The sequence below is a fragment of the Acidovorax sp. NPDC077693 genome (assembly GCF_044542805.1).
GTDB lineage: Bacteria > Pseudomonadota > Gammaproteobacteria > Burkholderiales > Burkholderiaceae_C > Acidovorax.
Map to the genome: position 1 here is coordinate 220,601 of NZ_JBITVD010000001.1, position 20,847 is coordinate 241,447.

The following is a 20,847-nucleotide window of genomic DNA, read 5'->3' on the forward strand; positions in this document are numbered from 1 at the left end:
TGGCCGGTCGTGTCGGCGTTGCCAAAGCTGCGGGCCGGCGCGGAAGGTGCCGCCCGGCCGCCGCGGCGCTGCGGCTGGGCGGACACCTTGCCAGCCGGGGCGGGCACGCGGCCTGCCCCCAGCAGCAGCAGCAGCAGCAGCAGTGACAGCTTACTTGCCGGGCTCCACCTTCACCCGGGCGTTGGGCGACTCGCCGAACATCTCGGGCGCGTACATCGCCTCGACCCGGCTCGGGGGCAGCGCGAAGTCGCCCACGTTGTTCAGGCGCACGGTGTACTCCATCTTGACGGTGCCCTTGGGCAGGTACTCGTAGTAGCTGCGGAAGGACTCGAAGCTGCGCTCCTCGAATGCGGGCCAGCCGGGGCCGGTGCGCGCCTTCTCGCCCTGCGTGGCGATGGCCGAGTCGCGGCCCAGGCCGCTGCCCAGGATGGTCGCGCCGCCCGGGATCGGGTCGGTGATGGCCACCCAGGTCATGTCGGCGCTGGCGTTGACCTCCAGCGTCACGCGCAGCACGTCGCCGCGCGTGTACTGGCCGGGCGGCAGCGCCTTGTTGGCCTGCTCCACGGGCGTCACCGTCTTGGTGATGCTGTACCCCGCAGCGAAGGGTGCTTTGAGCTGGATGGCGGCCACGGACTGCAGCGTGAGCCATGGCTTGCCGGGGCCCTGGTGCGTGACGGCCAGTTGCTCCTTGCTACCCGCCTTGCCAGCAGCTGAGGTCCAGGGCAGGAACATGCCGTTGTTCTTCAGGTTGCCCGGCGATGCAGGCGCGCCGAACCAGGTGGTCTGGTGCGCGGCACCTGTGAGGTCGGTGGTCTTCACGCGCTCGACCTTGCTCCAGTCCACGGCGGCGTTGTTGGCGCCCATGGCGGCCTTGGTCGTGCCGGACACCGGTGTGGCCTCGAACTTGGCGCTGAATTTTTCCAGCGCCAGCCCGCCCCACAGGTTGGCCGTGGTGGTGTGCCACGCACCGCCCTGCTGTCGGCTGATGAAGCCGTTGGCCAGGCGGCCCATGTCGTCCTTCCAGGTCGGGTCGTCCATCACGGCCAGCATCAGGCGGGCGGTGTTCACGTCGCCGTTTTGCATCAGCCACCACCAGTAGTCGTCCTGCTCGGTGCTGAAGATGAGCTTGGTGCCCTGGAACGACAGGCGTGCCCGCAGGATCTGCATCGCTTCGGCCAGGCGCCTGTCGCGCTCGGGCACATCGGCCACGCGCTTCAAGATGTTCACCCAGTCGATCACGGAGTGCGTGGGCCACTGGTTGGGCGCGACGGTGATGCTGCTGACCATGCGGCCCTGCGCCTTGCCGTAGCGCGACAGCGCCTCGATGGCGGCGAGCTTGCGCATGTCCAGGTCCTTGCGCGGGCTCCAGAAGCTGCGTTCGATGCGGCCTTCGATGAAGGCGATCAGGCCGCGCTCCATGGGTGCGCGCACGTCGTCGGGCAGCGCGAAGGCCGGGTTGACGGCCGCGGCCTCGTGCGTGGCGGCCAGCACGTAGGCGGTCAGGGTGTCGCTGCCGCGGTTGGCGTCACCGTCGCGCGGCGGGAAGTAGTTGGCCAGACCGTCGCTGTCCAGGTAGGTGGGCAGCTGCGCCACCACCGTCTGCCACATCGCGCCGTCGCGCAGGCCCACGGCCTTGCTGGTCTTTTGCTCCAGGCAGGCGAACGGGTAGCGGGCCCACCAGTCGCGCACGCCCGGCAGGCCTTCGGCCAGCTTGGGCTGCAGCGACATCTTGAGGCCACCGCGGCCGGGCAACGCATCGGCGGGCGGGTTCACGTCCAGGTTGAAGCTGCCGTCCACCTGCACCAGCGTGGCCTGCTGCACCGTGAGCGGCACGGCCGGGATGAGCTTCTGGCTGGCCTTGAGCGCGTCGCGCGCGCCGCTGACCGTGTCCTTGGCCTCGATCTCCCACAGGATGGCCTGCGAGCGGGTCTGCGCCAGCTGCGCGGGCGCGGTGACGGTCCACGCCACCTCGCGCGCCTCGCCGGCCGGGATGTCCACCGTCTGGGGCTTCAAGTCCAGCAGCGTGGCGCGCGGGGCCACCTCGACCTTCATCGCCGCCTTGGTCGTGTTGCGCAGCGTGAGCTGGGCGCGGAACTGGTCGTCCTCGCGCACCAGCGGCGGCAGGCCGCTGATGATCTGCAGGTCCTGCGTGGCGCGGATGCTGGTGCTGCCGGTGCCGAACAGTCCGGTGGACGCATCGGCCACCGCGACGATCTTGAAGGTGGTGAGCGCATCGTTGAGCGGCACCGTCACCTTGGCCTGGCCGTTGGCGTCCAGCACGATGGCGGGCTGCCACAGGAGCAGCGTGTCCAGCAGCTCGCGCGTCTGCGCCTTGCCACCGCCGCCGCCCGCGGGCACGGCCTTCTTGCCGTAATGGCGCCGCCCGATGATCTCCATCTGCGCGGTGGAGGTCTCCACGCCCCAGCTGCGGCGCTGCAGCATGGCTTCGAGCAGGTTCCAGCTGTTGTTGGGCATGAGCTCCAGCAGGGCCTGGTCCACGGCGGCCACGGCCACCTCGGCATTGGCGGCGGGCTTGCCGCCCGGCAGCGTGGCGGTAATGGTGACCTGCGCCTTGCCGCGCACGGCATAGCTTTCCTTGTCGGCCGCGACCTTCACGTCGATCTGGTGGGCCTGGGTGCCCACGCGGATCTCGGCCAGGCCCAGGCGGAACGCGGGCTTGGACAGGTCCACCAGCGCGGTGGGCGCCTGGTATTCCTTGCCCTCGTACCAGAACGAGGTCCACCACTCGCGCGGCGACTTGAAGCCCCAGGTGAAGAAGCTGTACCACGGCACCTCGCGCAGCCGGCCGCGCAGGGCCAGCACGCTCACGTACACGTTGGGGCCCCACTCGGGCTGGATCTTGAGGCTGACCGTGGGGTCCTGGCCGTTGAGCTGCACCACCTGCGTGTCGATGATGCCTTCGCGCTCCACCGCCACCAGCGCCGTGGCGTAGCGGAAAGGCATGCGCACCTGGAACTTGGCGGTCTCGCCGGGCTGGTAGCTCTTCTTTTCGGGCAGCAGGTCGATGCGGTCATGGTCTTCGCCGCCGAACCAGAGCTCGCCCTGGCGCGTGACCCACACCGAAGACGCCGCCACGCTGGCATTGCCGTCCTTGTCGGTGGCCGTGACAACCAGTTCGACCTCGCCGGCTTCATCGAGCTTGGACTCGCACAGCAGCAGGCCACGGGCGTCGCTCTTGCCGCTGCACAGCGTGCCCAGGTCCTTGGTCTCGGTCTGGTTGTCGTAGCTGTAGAAGCCGCCCACCATGCGCTTGCGCGTGGTGGTGGTGATGCGCGCCACAGCCTGCACCTGCAGCGACGTGTCGGCGGCCGGCTTGCCGTTGTGCTGCAGCGCCAGCGCCTGGAAGCGGATCTTCTGGCGGGCAGAGACCCAGCCTTCGGTCTTGATGCCGGCCACCACGCCGGCGGGCCACAGGGCCTGCGTGCTGCGGATGGTCTGCACTTCGCCGTTGGGGTCGGCGTAGGTGGCTTCCATCACCAGCTCCTGCGGCTGGCGCGCCTGCGGCACGTTGTCGATGGTGACCTTGCCCGCGCCGTCCTTGTTGAGGGTGAGCGGCAGCTTGTCGGCGATCACGCGCGCATCCTGGCTGGCCGTGGCTTCCTCGTCGTCGCTGTTGGCGTTCGACTGCTCGCGCTTGCGCGGGGGGGTGAAGCTGAAGGCGTCGTAGTCGCTGTAGTTCAGCGTCTTGCCGCGCACCATGGCGGACACGCGCACCGGCAGGTTGGCGGCGCCGCCGCCGGCCACGTAGTTGATCTGCACGTCGGTGGGCACGGACCGCACACGCACCAGCGCCTTCTTGTCGGCGGGCGCGATGCGGCCTTCGAGCACCGGCAGACGGAATTCCTCGACCCGGAACTCGCCCGAGCTGAAGCTGCGGCCGTTGTTGGACTGGTTGCGCAGCTCGACCTGGTACAGGCCCAGCTTGGCGGCGGGTGGCACGGCAAAGGTGTTCTGCGCGCTCAGGCCGCCGCTGGGCGTCGTGCGCCATGCCAGGGGCTGGGTGAACTGCTGGCCGCTGCCCACGTGGGTGATCACCAGGGTGTCCGGGCCTGCGGGCGGCACGCCGAAGCCCTTGCGGGTCTCGGTGCGCAGCAGGTGCTTCATCGACACCGTCTCGCCGGCCCGGAACAGGGTGCGGTCGAAGATGGTGTGGGCGCGTTCGTCCGGCTCGTTCGAGGTGCTGGTGGGCACGTTGAAGCGCCAGGGCTCGATGCCGCGCTGCCAGTCGCTCCAGGTGAAGGCCATGTCCTCGACAGCGTCGGCGCCCTTGTGGCGCGCGCTCACGAAGTAGCCGCGGCTGCCGTCGCCTTCGCCGTATCCGCCGGATTCACCGCAGGTGGGGGAGTCGGTCGACACGCCTTCGAGCCGGGCCAGGCCCTGCGCGTCGGTGACGCCCGTGGCCACTTCGTTGCCGCGGCAGTCGGACACGCGCACCTTGGCGCCCTCCACCGGCTGGCCCTTGTCGAGCGTGGTCACCCAGGCCATGGCGTTCTCGCGGCCCAGCTTGAAGTGCACGCCCAGGTTGGTCACCAGCGCGGAGGTGCGCACGTACATCGTGCGGGCATCGCCGTGGCGGTCGTCCAGCAGCGATGCGCCGAGCTTTTGCGATGCGATCTCCACCACGTGGAATCCGGGCGACAGCGGAATGCCCACCACCTCGAACGGACGGGCATCGGTGCTGGCCGGCTTGGGCAGGTCCAGCGTCTTCACGCCGCCCTTGCCCGCCAGCAGCGAGACCATGCGGGTCTGCACGTACTCGCGGTCGTTGTCCAGCACCTTGGGCAGCGGGCCGGTCACGTCCTGGCGCGCCTGCTTGCGCTCCACCGTGTAGTTGTCGTAGCGCCGGACCTTGCGGAACCACGCGATGATGTCGGCGTCGGTGCCGGGCTTGAAGGTGCTCACCTTGCCCGCGGGCGCTGCCGCACCGGGGGTGCCGGGCTGCAGGCCCTGCACCCGCAAGGCGGCTTCCACGTTGCGCAGCGTCACCGGCAGCAGGGCGGGCGGGTTGTCGGATGCGGGGCCTTCGGCAAAACGCTCCACCACGCCGAACGACGCGGCGGCAAACTTGGCCAGCGGCGGCATGCCGCCCGTGGCGACCTTGAGCGGGAAGCTGTCGGCATTGGTCAGCGCGCGGCCCGAGGCGTCCTTGAAGTCCTTGGGCAACTCGATGGTGAAGGCCGTGTTCTCGGCCAGCGGGGCGTCGAACTGCACGCTGGTCACCAGCGCGTCGGCCTGCTGCTCTTCCTTGTCGGTCGCGGCCTGCGGCTTGAGCGTTTCCTTCGCCGACTTCAGGCGGATGGCCGACGCCAGCTTGCGCGGCACGGGCGCGTTGAACGACAGCATCATGGGGCGGATCGGCAGGCAGGCGGCCTGGGCGTTCTCGCGCTCGCAGCTGAATTCGGCAGAGAACGGCTCGCGCACCTTGTAGTCGAAGCGTTTTTCCACGGTGTTGGCCACACCGCTGGGCGTGGCGACGCCCTTGCCGAACACGATCTGCATGCGCGAGCCCGAGGTGAGCCGGCGGTTGCAGGTCAGCGTGGCGTACTGCAGCGGCTCCTGGGCGGCGTTTTTGTCCAGGCTCAGCGCCTTGAGGATTTCCGCGCGCTGGGCACCGTCGATCATGCGAACGGGGATGCGTTCGCCCATGCCCTCGGCCGTGCACCACACATTGGCCTGGACGCTGGCGGTGGTGGCGGGCCCGTTGAACTGCAGCACGAAGAACTGCTCTTCGTCGATGTCCTGGTAGGTGCCGGGGCGGATGTTCTGCACGAACGGCCCGCCGCTATTGAATTGATAGCTCTTGGCGCCCGTCAGTTCAACGCCAGCGGCCGATTTGAAGCCCGGCTTGACGGTGGCAGTGCAGCGCACGCCGGGCGGCAGGTCGCGCTCGAAGTCGAACACCCATTCGCGCTCGCCCGTCCAGCGGCCGGTGCCCTTGGTGGCGGCAGCGTCGCTGCAGCTCAGGCCGATGGGTGCGGGGGCCTTGGGATCGCCGAAGTTGACCGCTGCCGCATCGAACTTGGCCACTACTTGGCGCACCTTGGCCACCTCGCCCTGGGGCGAAAAGCTGGTGATCTGCAGGGCCTGTGCACCCCATGCGGCCAGTGTCAAACCGGCAGCCAACATCCATTTGTGAGCGTTCACGCTGTCCCCTCTCCGAAGAACCGGCAAGCGTAACAAAACAACACTACCGCCGGTGTCGCGTTGCAAGCGCTTACGTATTCGCCCGAACAGCCATTTCGCTGCCGGCGACGACGGGGCCATAGGGCCGCGTCCTACCTACGCCACCGCCATCACGCCCAATGATCGAAGTTTGTCCCGTCTTTCAACATCCACCAGGAGCGCACCCATGGCACGAGCCCCCACGTCGCGCAACGCGACCAAGAGATCGCCGTCCAACCACCCGTCGTCCACACAGTCCGACACCTACCGCGGCAACGCAGGTGAACTGCAACAGCAAGCCGGGGGCAAGCACCCGGTGCTGACCACGCAGCAGGGCATTCCGGTGGCAGACAACCAGAACTCCCTGCGCCCCTCTCCCCGCGGCCCCACGCTGCTGGAAGACTTCATACTGCGCGAGAAGATCACGCACTTCGACCACGAACGCATCCCCGAGCGCATCGTGCACGCCCGCGGCTCTGGCGCCCATGGGTTTTTCGAGCTGACCCATTCACTGCGCGACGTCACCACGGCCCGCGTGCTGACGGAAGTGGGCGTGCAGACGCCCGTGTTCACGCGCTTTTCCACCGTGGCAGGCGGCGCAGGCTCGGTGGACACCCCGCGCGACGTGCGCGGCTTCGCCGTCAAGTTCTACACGCCCGAAGGCAACTGGGACCTGGTGGGCAACAACATTCCGGTGTTCTTCATCCAGGACGCGATGAAGTTCCCCGACCTCGTGCACGCCGTGAAGATGGAGCCCGACCGCGGCTTCCCGCAGGCGGGCAGCGCGCACGACACGTTCTGGGACTTCGTCTCGCTGATGCCAGAAACGCTGCACATGGTGATGTGGGCCATGAGCGACCGCACCCTGCCGCGCAGCCTGCGCATGATGGAGGGCTTTGGCGTGCACAGCTTCCGGCTGGTGAATGCGGACGGCGACAGCACCTTCGTGAAGTTCCACTGGCGGCCCAAGCTGGGCATCCAGTCCACCGTGTGGGACGAGGCGCTGAAGCTGCAGGCCGCCGACAACGACTTTCACCGCCGCGACCTGTTCGAGTCCATCGAGGCGGGCGACTTCCCCGAATGGGAGCTGGCCGTGCAGCTGTTCACGGAGGAAGAGGCGGAGAACTTCCCCTTCGACCACCTGGACCCGACCAAGCTCGTGCCCGAAGAACTGGTGCCGCTGCAGGTCATCGGCCGCATGGTGCTCAACCGCTGGCCCGACAACTTCTTCGCCGAAACCGAGCAGGTGGCCTTCTGCCCCGCCAATGTGCCGCCGGGCATCGACTTCAGCAACGACCCGCTGCTGCAGGGCCGGCTGTTCTCGTACCTGGACACACAACTGTCGCGCCTGGGCGGGCCCAACTTCGCGCAGATCCCCATCAACGCGCCCAAGTGTCCCTTCCACAACATGCAGCGCGACGGCCAGATGCAGATGCAGGTGCCCAAGGGCCGCGTGAGCTACGAGCCCAGCAGCCTGCAGCCGGACACGCCGCGCGCATCGCAGGCGCAGGGCTTCAGGCACTTCGCGCAGGTGGACGATGGCAAGGGCCAGGGCAAGGGCCGCATCCGCCCCGAGAGCTTTGCCGACCACTACAGCCAGGCGCGCATGTTCTTTCGCAGCCAGAGCCCGCTGGAGCAGTCGCACATCGCGTCGGCCCTGGTGTTCGAGCTGTCCAAAGTCGGCACGCCCCATGTCCGCGAGGCCGTCGTCGGCCACCTGGTGCATGTGGATCCAGCCCTCGCCGAGCGCGTGGCCGCAGGCCTGGGCTTGCCGCAGGTGCCGGCGGCCCCGTCCGCCGCCGAGCCGGTGCGTGACCTGCCGCTGTCCCCGCAGTTGCGCATCATCGACCGCATGAAGCCCACGCTGCAGGGCCGCTGCATCGGCATCCTGGTGGCCGATGGCTCCAACGGCGACACGGTGACCACGCTGCGCAAGGCGCTCGAGAAGGTGGGTGCCACCGTCAAGATCGTGTCGCCCCGCGTGGGCGGCGCCAAGCTGCGCGACGGCACGCAGCTGGCGGCCCATGGGCAGCTGGCGGGCACTCCATCCACGGTGTTCGATGCAGTGGTGTCGGTGTTGACGTCGGAAATGGGCGAGCAGCTGTCGCGCGAAGCAGCGGCGGTGGACTGGTTCCGTGACGCGTTCGGCCACCTCAAAGCCATCGCTGCCGGCAAGGGGTCGCAAGCGCTGCTGAGCGCTGCCGGCATCGAGCCCGACGCCGGTGTGGTGGACCCGGCCAATGTGCAGGGCTTCATCGCCGCGGCACAGACCCGCCAGTGGGCCCGCGAGCCCAAGCTGCGCAACCTGGCCTGAGCCAAGGGCGGGCCAGCCAGCCAGCAGAGCGCTAAGCAGCGCTGATGCTGGCCAGCCATCTACCCCGGCCTGGACGATGTTCAGGCCGGTGCAGGCCGTGGCGGTGGGGCCGGCATTCAGGGCCCTGCTGACCCCATCCGTCATCGCCCTGGCCCGGCTCCTCGTTCAATCTCCTCGTTCAAGCTCCTCGTTCAGGCTCTTCGTCAAGCCTATGCGGCGGCCCCGGGCAGGCCCGGCGCATCGGCCAGGCTTGCCAGCCCCTTGCCATTGCGCTTGCTGACGTAGAGCGCACGGTCGGCGCGGTCCATCAGTGCGGGAATGCCTTCGACAGCATCGCCCTGCGGGAACAGCGCCACGCCGACACTGGCGCCGATGAGCACATGCTGGCCGTTGTCCAGCCCCATGGGCGTCAGCAACGCGGCGAGCACCGCATGCGCGGTCGCCATCGCGGCCTCGGGGGATTCCACAGCGTTGAGCACCAGGGCAAACTCGTCCCCGCCCAGCCGCGCGGCCGTGTCGCTGGCGCGGGTGAGGCTGGTGAGGCGCTGCGCCACGCGCGCCAGCACCTGGTCGCCGCTGGCATGGCCCCGCTCATCGTTGACGGCCTTGAACCCGTCCAGGTCCAGCAGCAGCAAGGCGCCCGCGCGGTGGTCGCGGTGCGCGGCCAGCACCGCCTGCGACAGGCGGTCTTCAAACAACCGGCGGTTGGGCAGGCCGGTGAGCCGGTCGTGCGTGGCCAGGGCCAGCACCTGCTGGTGCGCGCGCACCAGCCGGGCGCTGAGCAGGCCCACCACCACCGCGAACACATACGACAGCATCACGATCAGCGCGGGCGCCTGGCCGGCGGCCTTCCAGCCGCCTGCAGGCACGGCGCCCAATATCCAGCTGCCGCCGCCTGGCAGGGGAATGTCGAGCGTGGCCGGCGATTCGTCAAAAAGCTGCGGGCGGCCCACGAACACCGCGCCCTGCGCACCCATGGCGTCCAGCCCGCGGGCGGCCACCTGAAAGCCCATCTGCTCGGAATTGAGGCCCACGTCCGCGAACAGCGTGTCGGCGTTGACGGTGAGCGACACGATGCCCCAGTAGCGCGGCCCGCCCACCGGCGTCTTGCCGGGCGGGGTGGCCAGGAACACCGGCGTGCGGCTCACGATGCCCAGGCCGCCCTGCACCAGCGGTATGGGGCCGGCCACGACCGTGCGGCGCGTCTGGATGGCCCGCTCCACCGCGTTGCGCTGCTGCGGGTTGTCCAGGTAGTGCAGGCCCAGCGCCCGCTCGTTGCCCAGGCGCGGGTAGATGTCGCTGATGACGTTGTCCGGCGCGAGCGCCAGGTTGCGGATGTTGCGCTGGTGCTCCAGCAGGCGCCCCACCACCGTCGAGAAGATCTCGGGCGACATGCCGCCCTGTGCGGACACGAAGGCGGCCACCGTCTCGGGCACCGACAGCGTGCTTTGCAGCTGTCGGTCCAGCCGGTCGCGGATCTGCAGCAGGTGGCTTTGCGCCTGCGCGGCAATCTCGGTGCGCGCCTTGGTGTGCGCGATGTCGATCACCACCCAGGCGAGCAGCGCGGCCAGCGCGCCGCTGCAGAGCCCGGCAACCAGCGGCAGCCGGCGGTGGTGGATCCAGTTGGCGGGCAGGTGGCGCTGGTGCATGGGAGCGATGGCGACAGGGCGCAGTGAAGTGGGCCGGGCCTCGGCCCGGCAGGTGCTGGAAGTCGGGCGTGCAGCGCCGGCTTACTGCGCGACGAAGCCGCTGGTCTTGATGATGCGCGTCCAGGCCTCGGTGTAGGCTTTTTCACGCGCGCCCAGCTGCTGCGGCGTCATGTGGCCCACGGTGAGGCCCATGGCGGTGAGGTGGTCGCGCACGTCGGGCATGGCCACGACCTTGGCCAGCGCGGCCGAGAAGTCGGTGATGAACTTCTGCGGCGTGCCCGCAGGCGCGTAGATGCCGTAGTACGGCAGGTCTTCGAAGCCCTTGAGGCCCATTTCGTCGAACGTGGGCACATCGGGCATGGCCGCCTGGCGCCTGGTGCCCAGCACGCCCACCACGCGCACCTTGCCGGCCTTGTGGTTCTCGATGAAGTCCTGCACCGACGCCACGCCCGCGCTGATCTGGTTGCCCAGCATGTCGGCCATCATGGGCGCGCTGCCGCGGTAGGGGGCGGACACCAGGTCGATCTGGTACTTCTGGCCCAGCAGCTTGACCAGGAATTCGGGCGTGGACGCAGGCGCCGGGATGCCCACCGCGCCCTTGCCGCCGCCGCTGGCCTTGACCCACGCCACGTACTCGGTGAACGACTTGGCCGGCGTGCCGCCCGACACCGCGAACGCGTTCACGAAGGTGGCGAAGCCGCCCACGGGCACGAAGTCGCGCGCCGGGTCGAAGCCCGGGTTCTTCACCACCTGGGGCAGGATCGAGATGGTGTGGTCGTGCGTGAGGAACAGCGTGGTGCCGTCCGGTGCCGCAGACTTGAGCGCCTGCGCGGCGATCTGGCCGCCCGCGCCGGGGCGGTTTTCCACCACCACGGGCTGGCCCAGCTCGTCCTTGAGCTTTTCGGCCAGCGTGCGCGCAATGGCGTCGGTGCCGCCGCCGGGCGGAAAGCCCACCAGCAGGCGGATGGGCTTGGGGGTCTGGGCAAAGGCCAGGCCCATGGTCAGCGCAGCGCCCGCCAGGGCGCCGGTGCGCAAAAGGCGGGACAGCAGGCTGCGGCGGGAAGTCGTCGTCGTCATGGCAGAACTCCTTGTATTCGAATCTGGTTGTTGGGCGCAGCCGTGCACCAAGCACAGTTCAAGCCAGCGGCCGCAGCGCAAGGTCCGCCAAGCCGTCAAGGCGGCGCTTCGCTGGCGGGCGCTGGCGGCGTCCCCCTTCCCGAATTGCGCAGCAATTCGAGCGAAGGGGGATGGCGCGCAGCGCCTCAGGGGGTTGCACCTTATTTTTCCAGGCGGGCGCGGTGGCGTGCGACCTGGATGCGCACCTGGGCCGGCGCGGTGCCGCCCAGCGTGTTGCGTGCATTGAGCGAGCCGCGCAGGCTCAGCACCTCGTACACGTCCTTCTCGATCTGGGGGTGAAAGCCCTGCAGCACCGTCAGGGGCAGCTCCGACAGGTCGCAGGCGTGCGACTGGGCGGCCTTGACGGCGTGGGCCACGGTCTCGTGCGCATCGCGGAAAGGCAGGCCCTTCTTGACCAGGTAGTCGGCCAGGTCGGTGGCGGTGGCGTAGCCCTTGAGTGCCGCCTGCTCCATGGCCTGCGGGTTGACGGTGATGCCGCCTTCCTTGACGCCCGTGGCGGGGTTCAGCTGGCCGCCGACCATCTCGGCGAAGATGCGCAGTGTGTCCTTGAGCGTATCCACCGTGTCGAACAGCGGCTCCTTGTCTTCCTGGTTGTCCTTGTTGTAGGCCAGGGGCTGGCCCTTCATCAGGGTGATCAGGCCCATGAGGTGGCCGACCACGCGGCCGGTCTTGCCGCGCGCGAGTTCGGGCACGTCGGGGTTCTTCTTCTGCGGCATGATCGATGAGCCGGTGGTGAAGCGGTCGGCGATCTTGATGAAGCCGAAGTTCTGGCTCATCCAGATGATGAGCTCTTCGGACAGGCGGCTCACGTGCACCATGCACAGGCTGGCGGCGGCGGTGAATTCGATGGCGAAGTCGCGGTCGCTCACGGCGTCCAGGCTGTTCTGGCACACCGCGGGGGACCCGTTCACGTCCACCATGCCCAGCGTCTTGGCCACGCGCTCGCGGTCCAGCGGGTAGGTGGTGCCGGCCAGGGCCGCACTGCCCAGCGGCAGCACGTTGGTGCGGCGGCGCACATCGGCCATGCGCTCGGCGTCGCGCGCGAACATTTCCACATAGGCCAGCATGTGGTGGCCGAAGCTCACCGGCTGGGCCACCTGCAGGTGGGTGAAGCCGGGCAGGATCACCTCGACGTTCTGCTCGGCCACATCCACCAGCGACACCTGCAGTTCTTTCAGCAGGTCGCCGATGAGGTCGATCTCGCCACGCAGCCACAGGCGCACGTCGGTGGCCACCTGGTCGTTGCGGCTGCGGCCGGTGTGCAGGCGCTTGCCGGCGTCGCCCACCAGCTGCGTCAGGCGCGCTTCGATGTTCAGGTGCACGTCTTCCAGGTCAAGCTTCCACTCGAACGCGCCGGACTCGATCTCGGAGGTGATCTGCGCCATGCCGCGCTGGATGGAGGTGTGGTCTTCAGCGCCGATGATGCCCTGCGCTGCCAGCATCTCGGCGTGCGCCAGGCTGCCTGCGATGTCGGCCTGCCACAGGCGCTTGTCGAAGAACACGCTGGAGGTGTAGCGCTTGACCAGGTCGCTCATGGGCTCGGAAAACAGCGCCGACCAGGCCTGTGCCTTGGTGTCGAGCTGGTTGTGGGACGGCGCAGACGGCGTGGCGCTGGTGGCTTGGGCTTTGGACATAGGAGGGCAATAATCCGGAGGTTCAGACACCCGGACTGCCCGGATGCCGCAATGCAAAACACGCAAATTTTATCGACCCCGCCTCCCCCACCGGATTCCGACCCGCTGAACGGTGCTGCGCGGGGCCTGCGCCCCGGGCCCGGCCAGGCACGCGGCGGCCTGGCGCCACCGCGGCGCGCGCTGGTGTTTGACGCCTGCCATGTGGGCGTGGTGCTGCGTGCGGTGCTGTTCGTGGAGCTGGTGGTGGGCGTGGGCGCCATGTATGGCGCGCGCTCCCCGGCGGAGTGGCTGGCCACGCTGGCGCTGCTGACCGGCGGCGCGCTGCCGGCCACGCTGGTGTGGCTGGTCACGGCCTGCAGCTTGAAGACGGTGCTGCAGCGCCTGTCCACGGCGCTGCAGTACGCCGCGGGCGTGCTGCTGGGGGCGCTGGCCGGGGCGTACGCCTGCGCCATGCTCACGCTGGTGTCGCAGAACGCAGCGCCCCCCTGGATGGCGAGCGCAGCCACGGGAGCGCTGCTGGCGGCCATTCTGGTGGCGGCGCTGGTGCTGCGCGCACGCGGCCGCACACCCGCGGCCACCACGGCGCGCCTGACCGAACTGCAGTCGCGCATTCGGCCCCACTTCCTTTTCAACACCCTCAACAGCGCCATCGCCCTGGTGCGGGAGGAGCCCGCCAAGGCCGAGTCGCTGCTGGAAGACCTGTCCGACCTGTTCCGCCACGCACTCATCGAGCAGGGCGAATCGGTGACGCTGGCCGAGGAGATCACCCTGGCACGGCGCTACCTGGCGATCGAAGAGGTACGTTTTGGCACCCGGCTGCAGGTGCAGTGGAGCCTGGACCCGCGCACCGACGGGGCGCGCCTGCCGCCGCTGCTGCTGCAGCCGCTGGTGGAAAACGCCGTCAAGCACGGCGTGGAGCCCAGCGCGCGTGGCGGCCGGCTGCGCGTGCTGACCGAGCTGCGCGGCAGCCGCGTGGTGGTGCGCATCACCAACACCCTGCCGGCCAAGGAAGGCCGGGGCGGCAAGGGCGACGAGCCCATCAGCACCAAGGGGCACGGCATCGCCTTGGCCAACGTGCGCGCCCGGCTGGCCCTGCTGCACGATGTGCAGGGTGAGTTCACCGCAGGGGTGCAGGACGGCCTGTACCAGGTGCGCATCACCCTGCCCGCCCCCGAAGACAACAAGCACCGCGACCCGCGCACCGACGACCGGGGCCGTCAGCGTGACCGGGGCCGCCACCGCAGCGCAGGCCGGGGCACGCCACCAACACCCCGGCGCGGTGCGGTGCCCACCCCTGCCGATGCCCCCTTGCCCACCGACGACCGCCCATGAACATCCTCATCGTTGACGACGAAACCCTGGCCCGCAGCCGGCTGCGCACCTTGCTGTCCGACTGCGCGGAAGGCACGCCCACCCCGCGCATGACCGTGGCCGAGGCCGCCAATGCCGGCGAGGCCATGGCCCAGCTGGGCCCCACGGGCGGGCGGGCCTTCGACGTGGTGCTGCTGGACATCCACATGCCCGGGCAGGACGGCCTGTCGCTCGCGCATGCGCTGCAGGCGCTGCCCCACCCCCCGGCCGTGGTGTTCGTGACCGCCCACATGGACCACGCGGTGAGCGCCTTCGAGCTGGACGCGGTGGACTACCTCACCAAGCCCGTGCGCCGTGAACGCCTGCAGCAGGCGCTGGCCAAGGTGCAGCGCAGCACCCGCTCGTCCGCCGCGGCCGCCGCACCCAGCGCGCCGGACGGCGAAACCCTGCTGATCCAGGACCGCGGCCGCACCGAGCGCCTGCCCCTGGCCGAGGTGCTGTACTTCAAGGCCGAGCAGAAGTACGTGACCGTGCGCACCGCCACGCGCAGCTACATCATGGACGGCGCGCTGAGCGAGCTGGAGACGAAGTTCGCGCCCCGCTTCATGCGCATCCACCGCAACGCCCTGGTGGCCCGCCGCGCCGTGCGCGCGCTGGAAAAGCACTACGACCCGGAGGAAGGCGAAGGCTGGGCGGTGCGGCTGCAGGGGTCGACCGAACTGCTCGCGGTATCGCGCCGGCAGGTGGCGGCGGTGCGGGAAGAGCTGGCGAGGTAAGAAGCCCCCTGGGTCGCTGCGCGACTTCCCCCAAGGGGGACGCCACCGGTGGACTGACAGAGCCAGATCCACGGTGCCACTGGCATGGGAGCGCGCCAGTAGCGTGGAACGGGGCCCTGGCGGCACTGACACGGAGCTGTGTGCCGCCCCCGATGGACGCCTGCCGCGGCTTGTCAGACGTATTCCGCAGGTGTGCAGAAGCCAAATTTTAGATAAATTGGCCCCTACCGCTTGCCTGCATTGCGCCAGAAGCTATAAATATCATAGCAAATCGACAACGGTGGACGTGCAGCCGGCTGCGCTGCCCGCATCCGCCTCAGTGCGCGTGCGCCGCGCCGCTCACCAGCGTGACGATGACCATGCCCGCGATCAGCCAGGCGATCTGCGCCACGGTTTCGCGCGCGGTCAGGCGCTTTTGCAGTTGCGGGATCAGGTCGGCCAGGGCCACGTAGACAAAGCTGCTGGAGGCTACGGCCAGAAAGTACGGCAGCAGGTCCTGCAACTGCCCCACCAGAAAGTAGCCGACCACGCCGCCCAACGCCGTCACCGCGCCTGCCAGGGACACCTTGACCAGCGCCATGCGCCGGTTGGGGCTGGTCTGGCGCAGCACCACCAGGTCGCCCATGTGGTGCGGCACCTCGTGCGCCAGCACCGACACGGCGGCGATCACGCCCAGGCGGATGTCGGCCAGGAAGGCTGATGCGATGAGGATGCCGTCCCCAAAGCAATGCACGCTGTCGCCCGTCAGCACGGCCCAGCCGCCCGAGCGCGGGCCATGGTGGTGGTGATGGTGGTCGTGGTGCGCGTGGTCGTGCGCGTGCGCAGCTTCGGCGCCGCCATGCTGGTGCGCAGGCACGGCGGCGTGGGCGCCGTGGCTGTGCTCGTGCCCGTGGTGCCAGAGTTCGGCCTTGTCGAGCAGAAAGAAAAACACCACGCCCACCAACAAGGTTGCGAACAGGTCGTGCGCGCCCGCCTGGCTCTCGAACGCCTCGGGCAGCAAATGCATGAAGGCCGTGGCCAGCAGCGCACCGGCCGCCAGGCTCAGCAGGTGCTGGGGCCCCACGCTGTCCGAACGCCCGCCCAGGCCCAGCCGCATCAACAACGCGGCCAGCCACACGCTGCCAATGCCTGCGGCCAACGTGGCCAGGATGATTGCTACCAAAGTCATAGCTTCTTGTGCTTTATGGATCAGCGCCAGCGCGTATTTTCTTTCAAATGTCCGTGGCCCGCCGCAGGGGTAAAAAAAGCCGCCCCTCGGGGCGGCTTGTGCTGCGGCAGGTGGACCTGGGAGCCTTCGCAGACTCCAGGCGGTCACACCACGCCGTTTTTGCTGAACCAGGCCAGCGCCCGCTTCCAGCCGTCCTCGGCCGCTTCCTTGCGGTAGCTGGGGCGGTAGTCGGCATGGAAGGCGTGGGGCGCGTCAGGGTACACCACGAACTCCGAGGCCTTGGCCTGCGGTGAACCACCGGCCAGGGCAGCTTTCATCTTATCAACCGTGTCAAGAGGGATGCCGGTGTCTTTTTCGCCGTACAGGCCCAGCACCGGGGCCTTGAGGATGGGGGCGATGTCCACCGGGTGCTTGGGGGTGAGTTCGCTTGCCTGGCCCACGAGGCGGCCATACCAGGCCACGCCGGCCTTCACCGGGCCGTGGGCTGCGTACAGCCAGGTGATGCGGCCACCCCAGCAAAAGCCGGTGATGCCCACGCGCGCACCGTCGCCGCCGTTGGCCGTGGCCCACGCCACGGCGCCATCCAGGTCGGCCATCACCTGGGCATCAGGCACCTTAGAGACGACTTCGGCCATGAGCTTGGCCACGTCGGTGTACTGCGATGGGTCGCCCTGGCGCGCATACAGCTGCGGCGCGATGGCCAGGTAGCCCGCCTTGGCAAAGCGGCGGCAGGTGTCGGCGATGTATTCGTGCACGCCGAAGATCTCCTGGATCACCAGGATCACCGGCAGGCCCGTCTTGCCCGCAGGGGCGGCGCGGTAGGCCGGCACCTTGAAGCCGTTGACCGTGAAGCTCACCTCGCCGGCCGTGAGGCCGTCGCTGGGCGTGGCGATGGCCGTCTGCGCCATGATGGGCGCCGCCGCCGCGGCGTAGCCCAGGCCCAGCGCGGCCTGCAGCGCGGTGCGGCGGGTGGCGCCGGACTCGGTGGACCGGCCGGGCAACAGGGCCTTGGCGTCGGAATGGAGGTCTTCAGTGAGCATCGGTTTCTCCAGGAAAGAAGGATGGACGGACAAAAGTAGCCTGTTCTCAGGAACGGCCCCGCAGTCTAGGGGCTTTATGCAACGCCTGCAGCGCACGTCGGAACTCTGGGGGAATTAATGGATGACAGGCCCCGGACTTTCTGCGAACCTGTCCAGGGATTGACCGGTCCGCCCGCCCAGTCGCACCATGCAGGTGCACACCAGCACCCAGACAGCGGCCCCATCGGCACCCGTGCCCCGCCCTGCGTCCGCCAACCTGGGAGCCACCGACCATGACCGCTGCCCCACCGCGCGAAGAACCTGTGGCACCCCTGGTGGCCGCAGTGTGCGGTGTGTGCCTCGCCATGGGGCTGGGCCTGCTGGCCTGGGCGCTGGCCAGCCACACCCTGACAACGCCCGTCCTGGCCGCGTTCGTCGTGGCCGGCCTGCTGCTGCTGGTGATCGCTGGCCTGCACTGGCGCCTGGCGCGGCGCACGCAGCGGCTGCAGGCGGATGCCGATGCTGCGCTGCAGGCAGCCCAGCGGGCCAGCGCGCAGTTGCTGGCCACGCTCGACATCCTGCCCGACGGGCTGGCCATCTACGACGCGGACGACCGCCTGGTGCTGTGCAACGCGCGCTACCGCGAGGTGGCGCCGGGCACCGACATGCCGCTGGCCTATGGCACCCGCTTCGAAGATGCCTTGCGCCGCGCCGCCAGCTCGGGCCAGATCATGGATGCCGTGCCGGACGTCGAGGCGTGGCTGGCCCGCCGCCTGGCGCGCCACCGGGCACCCACCGGGCCCGAAGTGCAGGAGGTGCGCGGCGACCGCTGGATGCAGCTGACCGAGCGCACGCTGGACGGCGGCGGCGTGGTCGTGCTGCGCAGCGACATCACCGACATCGTGCACAAGGAGCGCGCACTCAAGCAGGCGCTGCAGCACGCTGAACGCGCCGAGCGCAGCCTGCGCGAAGCGGTGGATGCGATGCCCGCGGGCCTGGAGATCTACGACGAGAACGACCGGCTGGTGCTGTGCAACGAGCACATGGCCCGCCTGCGCCCGCAGGTGCCGGTGCAGGCCATGCTGGGCCGCACCTACGAAGAGCTGCTGCGCGAAGGCCTGCGCCACGGCATCCCCGAAGAGGCCGCGGGGCAGGAAGAGCTGTGGCTGGCGCACGAGCTGGCGATCCGCGGCCACCGCCCCGGCCCCGAGGTGCGCCATTACCCCGGGGGCGCGTGGATGCACATGCACGAAAGCCGCACGCCATCGGGCATGACGGTGTGCGTGCGCCTCAACATCACCGACCTGATTGAGCAGCGCCAGGTGGCCGAGGCCGCCCGCCAGGAGAGCCTGCGCATCCGGCAACTGCTGGAGCGTGCCGTCGAGGCGCTGCCGGTCAGCATCGAGATCTTCGACGAGCAGGACCGGCTGGTGCTGTACAACCAGCAGCTGTCGCGCATGTACCCGCACATGAACTACGCCGAGCACCTGGGCAGCCACTTTGCCGACATCCTGCGGCATTCGGTGGACCGGGGGCTGATACCGTCCGCCCACGGCCGCGAGGAGGCCTGGATCGCCGAGCGCCTGTCCGAGCACGGCAGCCGCACCTCCACGCTGGTGCAGCGGCTGGCCGACGGCCGCTGGATCAACATCTACGAGACCCGCACACCCGAGAACTATGTGGTGGCGGTGCGCCTGGATATCACCGACCTGATCGAGCAGCGCCAGGCGCTGGAGGCCGCGCAAGAGGCCGCGCACTCTGCGCGCGAACTGCTGCAGGACGCGGTCGAATCGCTGCCCGAGGGCTTTGCCCTGTTCGACGCGGACGACAAGCTCGTGGTGTGCAACGCCCAGTACCGCAAGCTCTACCCCATCTCCGCCCCGGTGATCGTGCCCGGCACCACCTTTGAGCAGATTGCGCGCTACGGCGCAGAGCGTGGCCAGTACCTGGACGCCGTGGGCAACGAGGAGGCCTGGATCGCACAGCGCGTGGCCGACCACCGCGCCGCCAACCACGCGGTGCTGCAGCGCCTGCCAGAGGGCCGCTGGCTGCAGGCCGATGAGCGGCGCACGCCGCAGGGCGGCATCGCCGGCGTGCGCACCGAGGTGACCCAGCTCGTGCGCAAGGAACAGGAGCTGGCGGCCGCCAACGAAAAGCTGGCCCTGCTGTCCACCACCGACGGCGTCACCGGCATCGGCAACCGGCGCCGCTTCGACGAGCGGCTGGCCACCGAATGGCTGCGGTGCGGCCGCCACCGGTCGCCGCTGGCGGTGGTGCTGATCGACATCGACCACTTCAAGCTCTACAACGACCACTACGGCCACATCGCGGGCGACGAGTGCCTGCGCCGCGTGGCGCAGCTGCTGCAGGCCACCATCCGCCGGGCCGACGAGGTGGCCGCGCGCTATGGCGGCGAGGAGTTCGTGCTGCTGTTGCCCGACACCCTGCTGCCCGATGCCGCCACCGTGGCCCAGCGCTGCATGGACAGCCTGCGCGCCGCCGCCCTGCCCCATCCGCGCTCGCCCACGGCCGCCATGCTCACGCTGAGCCTCGGCGTGGCCAGCGTGGTGCCCCAGCCCGATGCAGGCTCGGACACCCTGGTGCAGGCCGCCGACGCCGCGCTCTACCGCGCCAAGCGCGCGGGACGCAACCGGTTCGAGGTGTTCGCGCCGCCGCCCGCCGCACTCACTGCGGCACAAAGTCCGACGGGTACTTGAGCGAATCCACCAGCAGGTGCGGCATGCGCATGTGCAGGTTCAGCCCATGGGGCGGGATGGGCGCGGTGAACCACTTGTCGTACAGGCGGTGCAGCTCGCGCGCCTGGATGAGCCGGCGCAGTTCGGCATCCACCACGGCCTTGAGTTCGGGGTTGCCGCGCTCGAACGCGATGGCGTAGGGCTCGATGGTCATGGGCTTGCCGATGACTTTCAGGTCCTCCGGCCGGCTGTGGCTGGCGCGCAGGCCGAACAGCAGCACGTCGTCCATCGCAAAGCCTTCGACCTTGCCATCGACCACCCAGCCAAAGCCTTCGGCATGGTCCTTGGCGGGCTCGATCTTGACCCGCACAGATTTGGCTGCGGCCTCGCGCGCCAGGGAGTCGATGTTGGTCGTGCCCACGGTGGATGCCAGCGTCTTGCCATCGAGGTCTTCGATGCGCGAATACGGCTTGCCGCTTTGCACCACGATGCGCGACGAGGCGATGAAGTGCGCGATGGTGAAGGCCACGCGCTGGCGCCGCGCGGCGGTGTTGGTGGTGGAGCCGCACTCCAGGTCCACCTCACCCTTCTCGATGGCGTCGAACCGGTTGCCCGACGTGACCAGGCGGTAGGCCACCCGCGGCGCGGGCAGCTTGAGGTGGCGGCCCAGCGCCTGCGCGACCTGCAGGCACACGTCCACGCTGTACCCCATGGGCGTGCCATGGGCCACGTACGACATGGGCACGGACGACTCGCGGTGCCCGATGACCACCGTGCCGGTGGTGCGGATGCGATCGAGCGTGCGGCCTGGGGCCTGTGGTGCCGTGGAACCCCCTGCCACTCCGCCCGCGGCAGGCTGGGCCTGGGCAGCACAGCCGGCCCAGGCCATAGCCAGCGCGGCGCAGAGCGCTGCGGCTCTCAGCGGCTGCCGCAGGCCGGGAACGAAGTGGCGCATGGTGT

General features: G+C 69.4%; 11 protein-coding genes. 4 read left to right on the forward strand and 7 right to left on the reverse strand.

Features of this window, described 5'->3' with window-relative positions; translation table 11 throughout:
- Positions 1-150 precede the first annotated feature (150 nt).
- Complete coding sequence (locus ACIGHN_RS01075; RefSeq protein WP_396503078.1) at positions 151-6,147, reverse strand: MG2 domain-containing protein; 5,997 nt, start codon at positions 6,145-6,147, stop codon at positions 151-153.
- Positions 6,148-6,370: 223 nt separating this feature from the next.
- On the opposite strand from ACIGHN_RS01075, the gene ACIGHN_RS01080 reads away from it, so the two are divergent.
- Entirely contained in the window at positions 6,371-8,497 is a 2,127-nt protein-coding gene (locus ACIGHN_RS01080; protein ID WP_396502921.1) for a catalase, read from the forward strand.
- Between the two features lie 209 nt (positions 8,498-8,706).
- On the opposite strand, the gene ACIGHN_RS01085 is transcribed toward ACIGHN_RS01080, so the two are convergent.
- The 3 genes from ACIGHN_RS01085 to argH form a co-directional block, all read right to left on the reverse strand.
- Positions 8,707-10,146 carry a diguanylate cyclase domain-containing protein gene (locus tag ACIGHN_RS01085; RefSeq protein WP_396502922.1) on the reverse strand — a complete coding sequence of 480 codons (1,440 nt, stop codon included), beginning with the start codon at positions 10,144-10,146 and terminating at the stop codon, positions 8,707-8,709.
- Between the two features lie 81 nt (positions 10,147-10,227).
- The gene (locus tag ACIGHN_RS01090) at positions 10,228-11,223 is read right to left on the reverse strand and encodes a Bug family tripartite tricarboxylate transporter substrate binding protein (RefSeq protein WP_396502923.1); all 996 of its coding nucleotides are present in this window, start codon (positions 11,221-11,223) and stop codon (positions 10,228-10,230) included.
- A gap of 200 nt (positions 11,224-11,423) precedes the next feature.
- Positions 11,424-12,917, reverse strand: a complete 1,494-nt coding sequence (gene argH, locus ACIGHN_RS01095) for an argininosuccinate lyase (protein ID WP_396502924.1) — start codon at positions 12,915-12,917, stop codon at positions 11,424-11,426.
- Positions 12,918-12,968: 51 nt separating this feature from the next.
- Between argH and ACIGHN_RS01100 the strand changes: the two genes are divergently transcribed.
- Together ACIGHN_RS01100 and ACIGHN_RS01105 are read left to right on the forward strand one after the other, a co-directional pair.
- Positions 12,969-14,249, forward strand: a complete 1,281-nt coding sequence (locus ACIGHN_RS01100; protein WP_396502925.1) for a sensor histidine kinase — start codon at positions 12,969-12,971, stop codon at positions 14,247-14,249.
- Positions 14,246-15,004 carry a LytR/AlgR family response regulator transcription factor gene (locus tag ACIGHN_RS01105; protein WP_396502926.1) on the forward strand — a complete coding sequence of 253 codons (759 nt, stop codon included), beginning with the start codon at positions 14,246-14,248 and terminating at the stop codon, positions 15,002-15,004. Before ACIGHN_RS01100 ends, ACIGHN_RS01105 begins: the two co-directional genes overlap by 4 nt.
- Before the next feature lie 316 nt (positions 15,005-15,320).
- Here the strand turns inward: ACIGHN_RS01105 and ACIGHN_RS01110 are convergent, their stop codons facing one another.
- Positions 15,321-16,172: a ZIP family metal transporter gene (locus ACIGHN_RS01110; RefSeq protein WP_396502927.1), complete on the reverse strand. Its 852-nt coding sequence runs from the start codon at positions 16,170-16,172 to the stop codon at positions 15,321-15,323.
- 143 nt (positions 16,173-16,315) lie between these two features.
- A complete protein-coding gene (locus tag ACIGHN_RS01115; protein WP_396502928.1) occupies positions 16,316-17,212 on the reverse strand; it encodes a dienelactone hydrolase family protein in 897 nt (298 codons plus the stop codon).
- Between the two features lie 272 nt (positions 17,213-17,484).
- On the opposite strand from ACIGHN_RS01115, the gene ACIGHN_RS01120 reads away from it, so the two are divergent.
- Positions 17,485-19,908 (forward strand): PAS-domain containing protein, encoded by a 2,424-nt coding sequence (locus ACIGHN_RS01120; protein WP_396502929.1) that lies wholly within the window; start codon positions 17,485-17,487, stop codon positions 19,906-19,908.
- Here ACIGHN_RS01120 and ACIGHN_RS01125 read toward each other — a convergent pair.
- A complete protein-coding gene (locus ACIGHN_RS01125; RefSeq protein ID WP_396502930.1) occupies positions 19,877-20,842 on the reverse strand; it encodes an amino acid ABC transporter substrate-binding protein in 966 nt (321 codons plus the stop codon). The genes ACIGHN_RS01120 and ACIGHN_RS01125 overlap by 32 nt on opposite strands.
- Positions 20,843-20,847: the final 5 nt, after the last annotated feature.